Raw genomic sequence first — 15,431 nt, 5'->3', positions numbered from 1 at the left:
GAAAACAAGGTACAGACAAATGAAACGACCAGCAGCCCTCTATCTGTCGGCCCTCCTGCTATGCACAGGCGGCATTCCCGCAACAGCGCAATCTCCCCTGCCGGAAAGAGACTCGTCCGCAGTCTCCCTTTTCGAACATGCTACGGGGAACCGCAAGCGAAACAAAACGTTCAATTTCGATCTGGAAATGCACGCCGGATTTAATGCCGACTTTCTTTCGGGCAAACTGGATGAAGCCGCCTTTCGCATGAAAGACATCAAAGTAGATATAAACGGAGAAGTGAGCAACCGCCTATTCTATTGGTATCGCCAGAAGCTAAACGCCGGATACGAAAACCAGCCGCTCGAAAACCTGAGCGAATCCATCGAATACGCCTTTATAGGCTACCGCCTGTCCCCGAAGTTCACCCTGCTGGCCGGTAAGCAGGAAATACTTTACGGAGGATATGAGTACGATGAGAATCCGCTGCTTATCTACGAATATAGCGACATGAACGAATACCAGCCCTGCTACTTCACCGGCCTCAGCCTGGGTTACGCCGCCAGCCCGTCGCAGGAAATACGCCTACAGATAGTCAACAGCCGCGCAGGCTCTATGGAAGACGACTACGGAAGCCTGCCCCAAGGCATCAAGAAATCCAAAGTCCCCCTGTTCTACACCCTGAACTGGAACAGCAGCTATCTGGACGAACTCGTCGGCCTGCGCTATTCCGTATCGGCCGCCCAACAGGCCGGAGGTAAATATATGTATAGCATCTTTGCAGGGCAGAGCCTGGAGACAGGTCCGCTCTATGCCTATTTCGACGTAATGTATTCACGCGGAGCACTCGATCCGCTGGGGCTGATTACCGAACTAATGCCTCCCGAAGAAGAGGATGCGCTCCCGGTGAGAGCAGAGAATTGCAGTTACCTGTCGCTGGTGGCAGAAGCCCAGTACCGCCTCCATCCCAAATGGAACCTGTTTGTGAAAGGAATGTACGAAACAGCCTCCGTTTACAAAGCCAACGAAGTGTTTGAGAAGGGGAAGTACCGCACAGCCTGGGGCTATCAGGGAGGAGTGGAATATTATCCGATGGCCGACGACAACCTTCACCTCTTCCTGATTGGTACCGGACGCGCCTACAGCCTGACGGAAAGAGCAAAGGCGCCCGGCATCTCCCCGGAGAATACCGCACGCCTTGCCGTAGGTTTCGTATATCGTCTGCCGCTTTACTAGAACTGGAGCAGCAGGCTGTCTCCTTCCTGCAACTCAACAGTCAACACACCGTCCACAACAGGGAGCGACACCTTCTTCTGATTCATCTGCACGGTCAGGTTGGCCGATTCAGACGGAAGCTTGATGCGGAATGTACCGGCAATTACAGCTTTCAGAGTGGCTTCCGACAACTGTCCGTCGGCCCACTTAGCCGATACTTCACCGCCGCCACGCACTTTCAAGCCCTTGAAGCTACCTCTCTTCCATGCGGAAGGAATAGCGGGCAACAGCTCGATGTAACCGCTCTGGCTCTGCACAAGCATCTCTGCAATACCGGCACAGCCACCAAAGTTGCCATCTATCTGGAACGGCGGGTGAGCACAGAACAGATTAGGATAACTGCCTCCGCCTCCGGCATAGTTCACCTTATCCGTTTCACACGGATGCAGCAAAGCCGCCAATAGCTTGTAGGCATGTTCGCCATCACGTAAGCGAGCCCAGAAGTTAATCTTCCAGGCCATCGACCAGCCGGTACTTCCGTCGCCCCTCATCTCGAGGGTCTTTCTGGCGGCGGCAGCCAGTTCCGGTGTTTCTTCCGGAGAGATTTCATTACCCGGATAGAGACCGAACAAATGAGAGACGTGGCGATGGTGCACATCCGCTTCTTCGTATGGCTCAAGCCATTCCATGATGCGCCCGTCCTTACCTATCGTCGTAGGCATCAGTCGCGAACGTTTCTCGGCAAGTATCTGGGCAAAGTCTTCGTCTACGCCCAATATCGAGGCAGCCTCTATCGTGTTTGTGAATAATTCGCGCAGTATCTGGTTATCCATAGTAGAACCGGCACATACGCTTACTTCATTTCCGTTAGGCAGCTTGAATGTATTTTCAGGTGAAGTTGTCGGAACCGTTACCAGATACTTGGTTCGAGGGTCTTGTACCAGCATGTCAACGAAGAATAGCGAAGCCCCCTTCATCACCGGATAGACTTCACGCAGGTAATCAATATCCTTATTATACAGGTAATGGGTATAGAGGTGTTCGCACAACCAGGCAGCCGAAGTGTTAGTAGCCCCCCACTGCGGATGTTCGCCCGGCGCGGTGAACTCCCAAAGGTTACCCAGTATATGGGTCACCCAGCCACGTGCATTATAGAAGGCCTGTGCCGTACGTTCGCCGCTGGCTACTTGTTGTTTTGTCCACTCTATCAACGGAAGATGCAGTTCAGACAAGTTGGTTACCTCTGCCGGCCAATGGTTCATCTGGAAATTGACATTCAGATGGTAATCTCCATTCCATGGTGTATTAACACTTTGCGACCAAAGCCCTTGAAGGTTTGGAGGCAAAAGCCCCGGACGGGTGGAAGAGATCAACAAATAACGCCCGAACTGGAAATAAAGAGCGGCCAACGCGGGATCTTTCGCTTTACTGCTATCGGCAGCGAAAGCTTGTAAGCGTTTATCCATTGGTAACGCCTCATTCCCCGAGCTTCCCAAATCCAGTTCTGCACGTCCAAACAGGCTGCGGTAGGCAGCTATGTGTTCTTTCTTTAACGTAAGATAGTCTTTGCTTCCGGCCTTTTCCAATAAAGAACGTACCTGAGCCTGATAAGTATCTTTATTAAAGTAATCCGTAGCCATACTAACCAGAATAATGGCCTCAGACGCACTTTGCACGGCGACGGTGGAATCTCCTGCGATAATCCGTCCGCCTTTGGGGAGAACTACTCTTGCTCGTGATTCGTAGCAAGTTCCCTGCATCACAACAGTGTCTACGCCATCCGGCAACTGACCGCGCATTACCAGATCGTTACCTTCCGTCGTAACCGTATAGTGTTCCGGGCGAGTCATTCCGAAAGAGAAATTCAAAGCTTTATCGGCATCAGCCACCAGGTGAATCACTCCAATACCATCCGAGAAGGAGGTGAAAGCTTCACGTAAATAATTCACCCCTCCCTTTTGAAACGAGACGGTGGCGATGGCTTCATTTAAGTTCAGCTCTCTTTTATAGGAAGAAACGGATTCTGCATTTGGGTAAGTGTAATTCAAATATAAATTACCTACCAGCTGATAACTGCCATAAGGGGCATTGGAGCCGTCTCCATAGTTACTGCCTAATCCTTTACAAACAAAAGTATTGTACATTAAGTCCTGAGCCTCGTCATTCCGTCCTTCAAAAATGAGCTTCCGGATAGTAGCCAAAGCCCCGTATGCCTTCGGATTATCGGTGTCTTGTTTGCTGCCGGACCACATAGATATCTCATTCAAGACAAGATTTTCCTTGTCCATTCCACCATCCGGCATCATTCCCAAACGACCGTTACCAAGGGGGAAGGTCTCTTCCCACATTCGTGCAGGCTGATCGAAATGATACGATAACGAAGATTTCTTATTCGTTTCCGGCATCTTATCGCAAGCCACCAGCAGGAGGATAAAAAGCAAAGAAATGCAGTTTGTTTTCATGTGTATTACGTATTAAATTAGAAACTTTGCATGTCGCATAAACGTTTGTAGTAGCCATTCAAAGCAAGAAGTTCTTCATGGCGGCCTCTCTCCACTATTTCGCCTTCGTGCATCACACATATTTCATCGGCATTGCGGATGGTAGAAAGACGGTGGGCTATAACGATAGTAGTACGGTTCTTCATCAGGTTTTCTAAAGCATCCTGCACCAACCGTTCCGATTCGGTATCCAATGCTGAGGTAGCCTCATCCAGGATAAGGATAGGAGGGTTTTTCAAGATAGCCCGCGCAATGCTGACACGCTGGCGCTGTCCGCCGGACAATTTACCGCCACGGTCACCTATATTGGTATTATATCCTTCTTCGCTGGCTATAATAAAATCGTGGGCATTGGCAATCCTGGCGGCTTCTTCCACTTGCTCCTGCGTTGCATTATCAACACCAAATGAGATATTATTGAAGAAAGTATCGTTAAACAAGATAGCCTCCTGGTTTACATTGCCCATCAGTCCACGCAAATCATATAGTCTGGCATCACGGATATCCACATCGTCTATTGTAATACTACCTTTGTTTACATCGTAGAAACGGGGCAACAAATCCACTAAAGTACTTTTGCCGGACCCTGACTGGCCAACTAAAGCAATAGTCTTACCTTTAGGGATGTTCAGGTTAATGCCTTTCAATATCCATTCATTCTGGTATTTAAACCATACGTCGTTGTATGAAATAGATTTTGTCAACCGGATAGGTTGGGGATTCTTTGGGTCATGGATGTTGGTTTCGGCTTTTAAAATCTTATCCACACGCTCCATAGAAGCCAAACCTTTCTGGATGGAATAAACAGATTTACTTAAGTCTTTTGCCGGATTAATAATGCTGTAAAATATCACCAGGTAATAGATAAAAGTAGGTGCATCAATCGGACTGTTTGAACTTAATATTAATGTACCGCCATACCATAATACAATTGCAATGGTAGCTGTTCCTAAAAATTCACTCATCGGATGCGCCATTTGTTGGCGTCGATAGATACGGTTGGTGGTGTTACGAAAGATTTCGTTATTCTTCTCAAACCGTATCTGAATCTTCTTTTCGGCATTAAATGCCTTTATAATACGTAAACCTCCAAGTGTTTCTTCAATTTGACTCATAAGCAATCCCCATTGTTGCTGACCTTCCAACGATTTACGTTTCAATTTCTTTCCAACCTGTCCCATTACATAACCGGCAAGAGGTAGAAGGATCAATACAAATAATGTAAGCTGCCAACTTATCATAATCATACCAGCCAGATAGATAAGGATAAGAATAGGATTCTTAAACAACATATCCAATGAACTCATAATAGAGGCCTCTATTTCATTTACATCACCGGATACTCGGGCTATAATATCTCCTTTACGTTCTTCCGAGAAGAAACCAAGAGGCAATTGGGTGATCTTTTTGTTTATCTGGTTACGTATGTCGCGCACAACTCCTGTTCGTATAGGAATCATCGTAAAGAATGCCATATACATGGTAGCAACTTTAAAGAAGGTCATTATAACAAGGAAAAGCCCCATTACAATTAATGCAAACGAGCCTCCATGCGTCTCAATGACGTCCGTTACAAACCAAAAGAAATTATTCTTTAAAATCTCGGGCATAGCTTTCCATGATTCGAGAGACAATGGATGAAACGTCCATTCCATATAGGTATAGGTAGCTTCATTTATCTTAAAAAGTATCTGGAGAATCGGAATAATTAATGCAAAAGAGAACAGATTTAATATCGCTGATAGAATATTGAACACAATGTTCAATATCATAAACTTTTTGTATGGAGGCACAAAACGCCTCAAAATACGGATGAAATCTCTCATATAAATGCTACGTATGGATAATTGAGGGCGCAAGTTACGGATTTTAACGGATAAAAATATCAGAAAAAAAGAATAAAAGTATGCAGTATTTAGCCTACTTTTGTATTTATCATTATATACTAATTATAATGAGAGGAGGAAGTATGAATAATTTCCAACACACACAACCGGAAAAAGCCAATAATACGCCGGTTTCGTTTTTAACTTTTGGGATAAAGGGTAAAATTAAAACAAAGGAGAGATGTATGAATGCTCCATATCGTATCTTGCTAAAACTTTGCAATTCTGTACTGGTTGCACTTCTTGCTTTATTTGGAATCGCTTGTTCCGATCAAAACGATCCTGTCCCTGCCGAATATGGAACACCTTATGCAAGTTTCAGTATTAAAGGAAAAGTAACAGACGAACAAAACCACCCCGTACCAAATGTCCGGATACTGGTTAGAACGCCGGACTCCAGTGAAGAATGGATCAAAGCCGATACGCTTTATAGTGATCAGCAAGGAGCATTCCTGTTTGAAAAGGCCGATTTTCCCGTAAGCAAATACAAGTTTATTATTTCCGATACCGATGGAGAAGCCAATGGAGGCTTTTTTGCAAACGACACAACGATACTGGCACTCAATCGGGAAGATTATAGAAATGGCCATCGTTGGTTTCAGGGAAGCGTAGATAAGGAAATACAAATAACTCTCAAAAAGTATGTGGATCCGCATACGTCTCCCTACGTTTTATATACTATTTACGGGAGAGTAACCGATAAAGACGGTTATCCTTTAGCAGGAATATTAATTAATACGTTGCCGTCATATACTTTTAATGACGCAAACAACCCTTATTCTTATCCCGCCATCACCGACCATAGTGGTAATTACAGCTTTACTTACGACAAAGCAACGGCTACCGAACATACTATTCAAGCTTCTTTATATCGAGGCTGGTGGAATTGGGAGGCTTATTATGAAAGCTCCGCTACCGTCAATTTTGCCGACATTCCATTATCTGAAGGAAAGGGCATGTTGATAGGGAAAGGAAAAAAAGAAGTTAACTTTGTACTGAAAGACAAAGCTTATAAATAGATACAAGAATGGACAAACGCCCCGGATTTCGAAAACGTATAGCGCTGGAATTGTTTAGAAGTTTAAAACGAAACCGCACAAAGATACATGAATTGCGTACACTCTTTTGGGAGTGTACGCTTCGTTGCAATGTAGCTTGCCGTCATTGCGGAAGTGACTGTCATGTATCAGCACAACAACCCGATATGCCTGTAAATGACTTTCTAAAAGTAATAGAAGATATTACGCCTTATGTTGAGCCAAACAAAGTCATGGTCGTTTTTACCGGCGGAGAAGCATTAGTCCGTAAAGACATTGAAGAATGCGGCCGGGAACTATACCATCGTGGTTTTCCCTGGGGTATCGTTACTAACGGATTACTCCTTACAAGAGAAAGGCTGGATTCCCTCCTTGCTGCCGGTCTGCATTCAATAACCATAAGCCTTGATGGCTTCGAGAATGCGCATAACTGGCTTCGCCGTCACCCCAAAAGCTTCGAGAATGCGCTAAATGCGATTTGTATGCTAACAGAGGAAAAAGAAATAGTCTGGGATGTAGTTACTTGTGTAAATCAGCAAAATTTTAAAGACCTTAAATTATTTAAAGACTTCCTTATAGATATGGGTGTGAAAAATTGGCGTATCTTTACGATCTTCCCGGTCGGAAGAGCTGCCAATGTTCCTGAATTACAATTAAGTAATGAACAATACACATGGGTACTTAACTTTATACGTTATTGCCGGAAAGAAGGGAAAATACATACCAGCTACGGCTGCGAAGGTTTCCTTGGGAACTATGAAGCAGAAGTGAGAGATCAGTTATTCCAGTGTAATGCAGGAATCAATACAGCTTCGGTATTAGCAGACGGAGCTATTTCCGGTTGCCCCAGTATCCGGGCTAATTACCATCAGGGAAGTATCTATAAAGATAATTTCATTGATGTATGGAACAACAAATTTCAACCTTACCGGGATCGCAAGTGGGCCAAGCAAGGCGAATGTGCGGATTGCAGTATGTTCCGTTATTGCGAAGGAAATGGAATGCACTTGCACGACGACAACGGAAAACTATTAGTTTGCCATTATAAGAGAATTACATAACAAAAATTCAGACACATGAAAAACACATTCATTCTTTGTGCCATTATGATGTTTAACTGTTTCATATCGGCTCAAACCAATCATTTCCCATCAACAAATGACTATGCAGAGTTAGCAGACACCAAGCCACATGACAGTGAAGCTGTTTGGGACAAACTTCCTGCAACACCCCAACTCAGCTGGGGAACAATCTATACAAGATATCCGAAATTAAGCATTCCGGAAGTTACAAAGACGTCCCGTTGGCAAACAAATGCCTGGAAAGGGGAAAGAGTTAATGCTCAGGCCGTTTTATGGACAAAATCGGACATTAAAGATGTTACGTTAACAGTTAGCGACCTAGTAAATGGTTCTTCTGTAATTCCGGCATCAGCCATTTCCACAAACTTCGTTCGTTATATCATGACAGATGAACTAAATAAAGACCGTCAAGGAGGATGTGGAAATCGTGAAAATAAAGCAGAATGGGACTCGTCCATTGTTGCCGATGTTCTGGATATCGTAAAAGTTCGTGACATAACAGCCCGGACCACACAACCTATATGGGTAAACATTTGGGTGCCTCAAAATAGTAAAGCAGGAAAGTACAAAGGAATACTAACCATATCAGGTAAAGATATAACTCCTACGAACTTACAAATTCAAATCAATGTATTAAACCATACATTGCCAACACCTAAGGAATGGGCATTTCACCTGGATTTATGGCAAAACCCATATGCTGTAGCCCGTTATTATGACCTCCCTTTATGGAGCAAAGAACATTTTGATGCCATGCGCCCTATTATGAAAATGTTGGCTAATGCCGGACAAAAAATTATTACAACAAGTATTATGTATAAGCCCTGGGCGGGACAAACAGAAGATCACTTTGACAGTATGGTCTTTCGCATGAAAAACATAGACGGGAGCTGGACTTTCGATTATACCGTATTTGATAAATGGGTAGAATATATGATGAATGAAATTGGCATAGATCAACAAATCAACTGTTACACAATGATCCCGTGGGCCCTTTCTTTCGATTATTTCGATCAGGCAACCAATCGGATAAAATTTGTTGAAGCTAAACCCGGAGATGCCGCATACAAAGACTATTGGGGTAGCTTTTTAAAAGACTTTGCCCGTCATCTACGTCAAAAAGGCTGGTTTGAAAAAACCACTATTGCTATGGACGAGCGAGGTATGGAAGCCATGCAAGAAGCTATTAAGGTAATTCGGAGTGCTGATCCTGAATATAAAATTTCATTAGCAGGAAATTATCATCAGGAAATAGAGCCTGATTTATATGATTATTGTTTAGGTTACGGACATAATTTCCCGGCAGACATAAAAACAAAACGAGAAAAGGCCGGAAAAATCAGTACAGTTTATACTTGCTGTAGCGAAGCTTTCCCAAATGTATTCACGTTCTCTGCGCCTGCCGAAGCTACATGGATAGGTTGGCACACTATGGCCGGAAACTACGACGGTTATTTGCGTTGGGCATATAACAGTTGGACCGCCGATCCGTTACGTGATTCCCGTTTCCGTACATGGGCAGCCGGTGATTGCTATATTGTATATCCGGAACGTAGCAGCATCCGGATGGAGTGCCTTATCGAAGGCATCCAGGACTATGAAAAGATTCGTATACTCCGTAAAGAATTAACAGCGAAGAATAATAAAAGTAAACTGGACAAACTCAATAAACTTGTTTCTAAATTCACACCCGAAGGTTTAGCTTCTACCCAGCAAGATCCGACAGAAATGGTTATTGAAGCAAGAAAGGAACTGAATAAATTCTGAAAATAAAAAGAGAATAATCATTAAGCCTCCGGCAATTCAAAAATGAACACCGGAGGCTTCTCTCTTAATAAGCATACTTATATATACCACCATCTTTCAATTATGCATGTCCTGTTCCTTTTCATTTAGAGTATCTAACAGGCAGGGAGAACATTTAAAACAAATTATTGTCCTAGGTATTAACATAACGGTATCTCCTGTTCTGGGATTACGTGCCAGGCGGCTTGTTTGCAAACGCGGTTTAAATGTTCCAAAATTCTGTAAGCTTACTCTTTCACCCTTTTTAATTCCTTCGGCAATGATGTTCATCATTTCTTCTACAATGCTTCTAAGTTCTCGCTGATTTCTTCCTGTTCTTTCCGACAACTCATTAACCAATTGACTCTTATTCATTGTTTGTTATTTTTAATAGTTAATTCATTTTATCCAACTTATCTTTTCTATATTGGGATGGAGACATCCCGGTATGTTTTCTGAAAAATCGTCCTAAAGCTGATTGATTTGAAAAATTGGTCTTCGAAACTATCTCTTGTATATTTAGAGTAGAGTCTCTCAAAAGACTCTTAATCTCAGAAATCGTATATTCCAATATCCAATCTTTTGCTGATTTACCCGTTATTTCTTTTACTACGGTTGACAGATATTTAGGAGTTATACATAATTGGTTTGCATAAAACCCAACTTCTCTATAGTCCTTAAAATACTTTATTATCAGATGAAAAAATTGATGAACAATCTGTTTTTTCCTTACACTAAAGTCAAAATTATCCACTAAGGGATCTTTTTTATACTCATTATAAATATCCAGATACAGAATTCTCAGGCAGTGAAGAATATATTCCCTACGGTATAAACAGTGAATATCTTTTATCCTGCGGCAAAGAAAAGAAAAATAATTTCTAAAAGAGCTAAGTTCATTTTCGTCCAAAAAATAATGATAGTGGCTTTGCATATAAAAGAAAAATTGTGGCGAAATAATTCCAATTCCACCTAATATGTCATCAAAAAGAGGTTGAGATATTTCAAAAGAATTCATTCGAAAGTCAGACGTCGTTTCCGATACCATCACTAGTTGACCCGGGAAAATAAAAATTATTTCATTTTGCTCAATCGTATGTTCATAACCATGTATATTAATTTTCGCTTTTCCTTTCACACAAAACACAATCATACCGAATCCTATATAAGAAGGATAGGAAGCTATTGGTATTTGATAGTAGTTTTCGTAAATCTTAAAATCGTTATCCAAAGAATATATCATGATTGTGTTCATGAATCAAAATTATCTTCTTTATAATTTACCCCATTTGTTATGTAAAAATATAACATCATTTTTAATCGACTTTCGATATTAGAATTTTGGTATAATATTGAAGAAAAATAGACCTTATTTTTGACATTTTTTGAAAAACAGTCTCTCTTAATTGCAAATCCTAACAAAATATCCGGCACGAACTATCTAAACATATTAAGAGGATGATTGGTTATTAAAAAAAGAATCAATAAAAATACAAATGCTATGGAAAGTAAACCTTTAGTTCATAACAATGAATTTCACCTGATAAAAAAAAGTGATATTCATAAGGCCGTGGAAGTGTTGGTTGAAAACTTAAATCTGGCAGCCGGCTCTACAGATGGATTTGACCTGTACAAAGTAATAGAAACCTATTTTACCGACTTAAACAAGAGACATAAAATAAATCACTTGTTACATATTGAAGAAAGTTGCAATTACTATGGTGAAAAAGAACAAGAACATGAATTAAAAGAAACTATTGGCTAATAAAAAAAGGGCATGTCAACTAATGACATGCCCTTTCGTATTTATATAGAAAAATAAACTTATTTACCAGCTAATTTTTCTTTTAATGCAGCAAGTTCTTCAATATCGCCCAGTGTAGTTTTTTCAACCGAGCTGGTTACCATTGCTGAATCATCTTCTTTCTTGCTACTGCGCTTTGCAGAAGATTTCTTTTCTGCAGTTTCCTTCTTTGCACCTTTTTGTTCATCTTCAAAGATGCGGCTGTGAGAAAGGATAATACGCTTAGCTTCTTTGTTGAATTCAATTACCTTGAACTGCAACTTTTCATCTACAGCAGCTTGAGAACCATCTTCTTTTACCAAATGTTTCGGCGTTGCGAAACCTTCTACGCCATAAGGCAAAGAAATAACAGCACCCTTATCCAATACTTCAATGATTGTACCTTCGTGGATAGAACCTACAGTAAAGATTGTTTCAAATACATCCCATGGATTTTCTTCCAACTGTTTGTGGCCTAAACTTAAACGACGGTTTTCCTTATCGATTTCCAGAACCTGAACCTCGATTTCCGCACCAATCTGAGTAAACTCAGACGGATGTTTGATCTTCTTAGTCCAAGATAGGTCAGAGATGTGGATCAAACCATCAACACCCTCTTCGATTTCTACAAATACACCGAAGTTAGTAAAGTTACGAACCTTAGCCATGTGGCGAGAACCTACAGGGAAACGTTCTTCAATATTTTCCCATGGATCAGCTTTCAGCTGTTTGATACCTAAAGACATCTTACGTTCGTCACGGTCCAGAGTCAAAATAACAGCTTCGATTTCATCACCTACTTTCATGAAGTCCTGAGCAGAACGCAAATGCTGAGTCCAAGACATTTCTGATACGTGGATCAAACCTTCTACGCCCGGAGCAATTTCAATAAATGCACCGTAGTCAGCCATAACAACAACTTTACCTTTAACCTTGTCACCCACTTTCAAGTCCGGATCCAAAGCATCCCAAGGATGAGGAGTTAATTGTTTCAAGCCTAAAGCAATACGTTTCTTTTCATCATCGAAGTCCAAGATAACAACATTGATCTTCTGATCCAGCTGAACGATTTCTTCCGGATGAGAAACGCGACCCCAAGACAAATCTGTAATGTGGATCAAACCATCTACGCCGCCCAAGTCGATAAATACACCGTAAGAAGTGATGTTCTTAACCGTACCTTCCAATACCTGGCCTTTTTCCAATTTAGAGATGATATCTTTCTTCTGTTGTTCAAGTTCTGCTTCAATAAGAGCTTTGTGGGATACAACAACATTCTTGAATTCCTGATTGATCTTAACAATCTTGAATTCCATTGTCTTACCTACAAATACATCGTAATCGCGGATAGGCTTAACATCGATTTGAGAACCCGGCAAGAATGCTTCAATACCGAATACATCAACAATCATACCGCCCTTCGTACGACACTTAATATAACCTTTGATAATTTCGTCTTTTTCAAGAGCTTCGTTAACACGATCCCAAGAACGTGTAGCACGTGCTTTTTTGTGAGAAAGGATTAATTGTCCTTTTTTATCTTCCTGGCTTTCGATATAGACTTCTACTTCGTCGCCAACTTTCAATTCCGGGTTATAACGGAATTCTGACATCGGAACGACACCGTCTGATTTAAAGCCGATGTTTACTACAACTTCGCGTTTGTTCATTGCAGTAACAGTACCCATAACCACTTCTTTATCTTTTACAGTGTTCAGGGTTTCGTCATACGTTTTTACAAGATCGTCCTTGCTTACTTCACCGTAAGTTTCGCCCTTTTCAAGAGCTTCCCAATTGAAATCATCAATGGGCTGGATGTTTTTTAAATTTTCCATTCTTTAATTGTTAATACTAAGTTTGTTTTAATTAGTAAGTTAGACTTTATGTTGTCATCTCTCAAAAATCGGGGCAAAGGTAATATTTTTTTCTAATACAAAAGCCTTTTTATCTCAAAAACGACACTTTTTCCACGTACTTATCAAAGTGGTTCTTATTATTCTTTCAGTGCAGGTGAAAGAACAGTCTTTTACAAGAATATTTCTCCAAAAAATTGCGGACAATGGAAATCGGGATTAGGTAAATCAATAGGACTCCAACTAATAAAATGAGGGAACTCCGTATCGTCTGCGCATTTATAGAAATTACCCTTAATCTTTTCGGGCAAATTATCCGGGTCCAACCCCATCAAGGTGAATGGAATAACTACTGTCAATTCCCAGGAATGCACTCCCGTCTTTTCGTCAAAAGGTTCACGGGGTAATGATGGATATGTCTTAATAGAAGCGTATTCTTGAGGGGTAAGAGATTCTTTATTTTCACGGGATTCACGTAAAGCGGCATCGCAAGTGCCTATGCAGTTGAATTCAAAATTCATATATTTTGAATCTCCCTCTTTCTGCATAAAAAATTCAACACAACTATCCCGGTGAACAGGTGAGTTATTAGTGCTATAAGTCGCTTTAAGACTGTTGCCTTTCACAAAATAACGAATATACAGATGTGTTTTGGTGCGGGCTATGTCAAAAGCGACAATCGGCTTATAGCTATACCCTTTCTTCCAGTTAACAACTTCAATATACTCGCGTTGAGCATATTGTTCCATCATATCGCCAATAGAAGAAAGAGGCAAATTTCCTAATATTTCCAAGCAGGGAACTTTTAGATTTCTCATTTTAAATATAGATTTGGATTAACGGCAAATGAAAATAGGAAGTCAGCAATACGGACAATACACCTATTATTGATAATACGATAATAATAGAACCTACTATTCTATTCATCATCCATACACCTCTCACATTGAACCATTTTCTTAATTTTGCTACTATATAAGTTATGCTAAACCACCAAAGTATAGCACCTATTCCGATACATACAATTCCACCGGCCAACATCCACACGGAGAATTCCGGTAAAACAAATCCGAAACGGGCAAATAAACCTATATATAACAGAACGATTAGAACGTTGCTAAAAGTAAGTAAAAAAGCTGTAATAAAATCCTGAGTGTATGACAATTTTTTCTCTTTTCGCTTCTTTAATCCCCTTGCCGGATTAGTCTGATATATATAATAGCCAAAAATCCCCAACACGATACTACCTATTATTTGCAAAGGTGCTTGATTAGCCTCCACAAAATTCACTACAACCCCCATTCCCAGGCACGTGAGAGCAGCATATATTACATCAGACAGCGCCGCTCCTAAGCCGGTTACAAATCCATGCCAACGTCCCTTGCTAAGTGTTCTTTGTATGCAAAGTATACCGATCGGTCCCATTGGAGACGATACCAGCACCCCTATTATTATACCTTTTATTATTATTCCGAACATTCTGAGCTAGAACTTTTCTCTTATTTTGTTCGCAAAGATACATTCATTGTATCGATAAAAAAAAGTAAAAACTTAAAAAGAGGCTTCTCCTGTTGTGTCCGGATATCTGTAATGGGAATCTGTTCGGTACTCACAGATAAAATCATCCCGATCTTTTTCTCAAATCATCCCGATGATTTCTAAAAAACATCCCGATGATTTGAGAAAAGGGAACATCTTTTAAAAAAACAAGATACCTATTTTTATCAAGCGTTATCCAAATATACCTTATCTTTGCAACCATGATTATAGCTAAACAAAAAAGGAAGGAGAACATAGCTGAGTATTTGCTATACATGTGGCAAGTGGAAGATTTGATACGTGCCAATAAGTTTGACATGGATTCTATCCGACGTACGGTGATAACCCGATATAATCAACCGGAAGAAGTTCTGAAAGAGATCGAACAATGGTACGAAGAACTTATCGACATGATGCAAAGTGAAGGTGTAAAGGAAAAAGGCCACATTCAATTAAATAAAAATGTGATTATTGCTTTAACCGATCTCCATCTGCAATTGCTCAAATCACCAAAAGAAATGATATACGGCGCAGCTTACTATAAGACGCTTCCTTATATAGTACAATTACGCGCTAAATCAGGAGGAGAAGAATTGCCGGAAATAGAAACATGCTTTGCGGCCGTATATGGATATCTACTCCTTAAAATGCAAGGAAAAGAGATCAGCAAGGAAACAATGGAAGGTATTAAACAGATCAGTTCTTTTTTAGCGTTGCTTGCTGAAAAATATCGTGAAGATATGAATGGAGAACTGAAATTAGATGAATAA

13 protein-coding genes are annotated in these 15,431 nt (G+C 41.0%); 6 read left to right on the top strand and 7 right to left on the bottom strand.

Features of this window, described 5'->3' with window-relative positions; genetic code table 11:
* Positions 1 to 19: 19 nt before the first annotated feature.
* Complete coding sequence (locus tag C1721_RS08040) at positions 20 to 1,216, top strand: porin (RefSeq protein WP_102407897.1); 1,197 nt, start codon at positions 20 to 22, stop codon at positions 1,214 to 1,216.
* Here C1721_RS08040 and C1721_RS08035 read toward each other — a convergent pair.
* Positions 1,213 to 3,657 (bottom strand): glycoside hydrolase family 95 protein, encoded by a 2,445-nt coding sequence (locus C1721_RS08035; RefSeq protein WP_102407896.1) that lies wholly within the window; start codon positions 3,655 to 3,657, stop codon positions 1,213 to 1,215. The genes C1721_RS08040 and C1721_RS08035 overlap by 4 nt on opposite strands.
* Before the next feature lie 17 nt (positions 3,658 to 3,674).
* Positions 3,675 to 5,522, bottom strand: a complete 1,848-nt coding sequence (locus C1721_RS08030) for an ABC transporter ATP-binding protein (RefSeq protein ID WP_102407895.1) — start codon at positions 5,520 to 5,522, stop codon at positions 3,675 to 3,677.
* A gap of 245 nt (positions 5,523 to 5,767) precedes the next feature.
* On the opposite strand from C1721_RS08030, the gene C1721_RS08025 reads away from it, so the two are divergent.
* The 3 genes from C1721_RS08025 to C1721_RS08015 are packed head-to-tail and all read left to right on the top strand — an operon-like array spanning position 5,768 to position 9,468.
* Positions 5,768 to 6,601: a radical SAM-associated putative lipoprotein gene (locus C1721_RS08025; RefSeq protein ID WP_102409335.1), complete on the top strand. Its 834-nt coding sequence runs from the start codon at positions 5,768 to 5,770 to the stop codon at positions 6,599 to 6,601.
* 8 nt (positions 6,602 to 6,609) lie between these two features.
* Positions 6,610 to 7,680, top strand: coding sequence for a TIGR04133 family radical SAM/SPASM protein (locus tag C1721_RS08020; RefSeq protein WP_102407894.1), 1,071 nt, complete (start codon positions 6,610 to 6,612; stop codon positions 7,678 to 7,680).
* A gap of 15 nt (positions 7,681 to 7,695) precedes the next feature.
* Positions 7,696 to 9,468, top strand: coding sequence for a DUF4091 domain-containing protein (locus C1721_RS08015; RefSeq protein WP_102407893.1), 1,773 nt, complete (start codon positions 7,696 to 7,698; stop codon positions 9,466 to 9,468).
* Positions 9,469 to 9,564: 96 nt separating this feature from the next.
* On the opposite strand, the gene C1721_RS08010 is transcribed toward C1721_RS08015, so the two are convergent.
* Together C1721_RS08010 and C1721_RS08005 are read right to left on the bottom strand one after the other, a co-directional pair.
* Complete coding sequence (locus tag C1721_RS08010) at positions 9,565 to 9,861, bottom strand: HU family DNA-binding protein (protein ID WP_102407892.1); 297 nt, start codon at positions 9,859 to 9,861, stop codon at positions 9,565 to 9,567.
* Positions 9,862 to 9,880: 19 nt separating this feature from the next.
* Entirely contained in the window at positions 9,881 to 10,741 is an 861-nt protein-coding gene (locus C1721_RS08005) for an AraC family transcriptional regulator (protein WP_102407891.1), read from the bottom strand.
* Positions 10,742 to 10,987: 246 nt separating this feature from the next.
* Here C1721_RS08005 and C1721_RS08000 point away from each other — a divergent pair, with 246 nt between their 5' ends.
* Complete coding sequence (locus tag C1721_RS08000; RefSeq protein ID WP_102407890.1) at positions 10,988 to 11,251, top strand: hypothetical protein; 264 nt, start codon at positions 10,988 to 10,990, stop codon at positions 11,249 to 11,251.
* Between the two features lie 59 nt (positions 11,252 to 11,310).
* Here C1721_RS08000 and rpsA read toward each other — a convergent pair whose 3' ends face one another.
* The 3 genes from rpsA to C1721_RS07985 all read right to left on the bottom strand — a co-directional run bounded on the left by rpsA (position 11,311) and on the right by C1721_RS07985 (position 14,601).
* Positions 11,311 to 13,104 (bottom strand): 30S ribosomal protein S1, encoded by a 1,794-nt coding sequence (gene rpsA, locus C1721_RS07995; RefSeq protein ID WP_102407889.1) that lies wholly within the window; start codon positions 13,102 to 13,104, stop codon positions 11,311 to 11,313.
* A 191-nt stretch (positions 13,105 to 13,295) separates the two neighbouring features.
* Entirely contained in the window at positions 13,296 to 13,940 is a 645-nt protein-coding gene (locus tag C1721_RS07990) for a carbohydrate-binding family 9-like protein (protein WP_102407888.1), read from the bottom strand.
* A gap of 1 nt (position 13,941) precedes the next feature.
* A complete protein-coding gene (locus C1721_RS07985; protein WP_102407887.1) occupies positions 13,942 to 14,601 on the bottom strand; it encodes a LysE family translocator in 660 nt (219 codons plus the stop codon).
* A gap of 281 nt (positions 14,602 to 14,882) precedes the next feature.
* On the opposite strand from C1721_RS07985, the gene C1721_RS07980 reads away from it, so the two are divergent.
* Positions 14,883 to 15,431, top strand: a complete 549-nt coding sequence (locus C1721_RS07980) for a DUF4924 family protein (RefSeq protein ID WP_102407886.1) — start codon at positions 14,883 to 14,885, stop codon at positions 15,429 to 15,431.

It is taken from the genome of Parabacteroides bouchesdurhonensis (genome assembly GCF_900186615.1).
In the GTDB taxonomy this organism is placed as follows: Bacteria; Bacteroidota; Bacteroidia; order Bacteroidales; family Tannerellaceae; genus Parabacteroides; species Parabacteroides bouchesdurhonensis.
Note: the sequence above shows the minus strand (reverse complement) of the source record. Positions and strands in the feature narration are given on the sequence as shown.

What these genes read in the sequence shown, in the direction of transcription:
- C1721_RS08040 (WP_102407897.1), top strand. Translation starts at nt 20, where the DNA reads ATGAAACGACCAGCAGCCCTCTATCTGTCGGCCCTCCTGCTATGCACA.
- C1721_RS08035 (WP_102407896.1), bottom strand. Translation starts at nt 3,657, where the DNA reads ATGAAAACAAACTGCATTTCTTTGCTTTTTATCCTCCTGCTGGTGGCT.
- C1721_RS08030 (WP_102407895.1), bottom strand. Translation starts at nt 5,522, where the DNA reads ATGAGAGATTTCATCCGTATTTTGAGGCGTTTTGTGCCTCCATACAAA.
- C1721_RS08025 (WP_102409335.1), top strand. Translation starts at nt 5,768, where the DNA reads ATGAATGCTCCATATCGTATCTTGCTAAAACTTTGCAATTCTGTACTG.
- C1721_RS08020 (WP_102407894.1), top strand. Translation starts at nt 6,610, where the DNA reads ATGGACAAACGCCCCGGATTTCGAAAACGTATAGCGCTGGAATTGTTT.
- C1721_RS08015 (WP_102407893.1), top strand. Translation starts at nt 7,696, where the DNA reads ATGAAAAACACATTCATTCTTTGTGCCATTATGATGTTTAACTGTTTC.
- C1721_RS08010 (WP_102407892.1), bottom strand. Translation starts at nt 9,861, where the DNA reads ATGAATAAGAGTCAATTGGTTAATGAGTTGTCGGAAAGAACAGGAAGA.
- C1721_RS08005 (WP_102407891.1), bottom strand. Translation starts at nt 10,741, where the DNA reads ATGAACACAATCATGATATATTCTTTGGATAACGATTTTAAGATTTAC.
- C1721_RS08000 (WP_102407890.1), top strand. Translation starts at nt 10,988, where the DNA reads ATGGAAAGTAAACCTTTAGTTCATAACAATGAATTTCACCTGATAAAA.
- rpsA (WP_102407889.1), bottom strand. Translation starts at nt 13,104, where the DNA reads ATGGAAAATTTAAAAAACATCCAGCCCATTGATGATTTCAATTGGGAA.
- C1721_RS07990 (WP_102407888.1), bottom strand. Translation starts at nt 13,940, where the DNA reads ATGAGAAATCTAAAAGTTCCCTGCTTGGAAATATTAGGAAATTTGCCT.
- C1721_RS07985 (WP_102407887.1), bottom strand. Translation starts at nt 14,601, where the DNA reads ATGTTCGGAATAATAATAAAAGGTATAATAATAGGGGTGCTGGTATCG.
- C1721_RS07980 (WP_102407886.1), top strand. Translation starts at nt 14,883, where the DNA reads ATGATTATAGCTAAACAAAAAAGGAAGGAGAACATAGCTGAGTATTTG.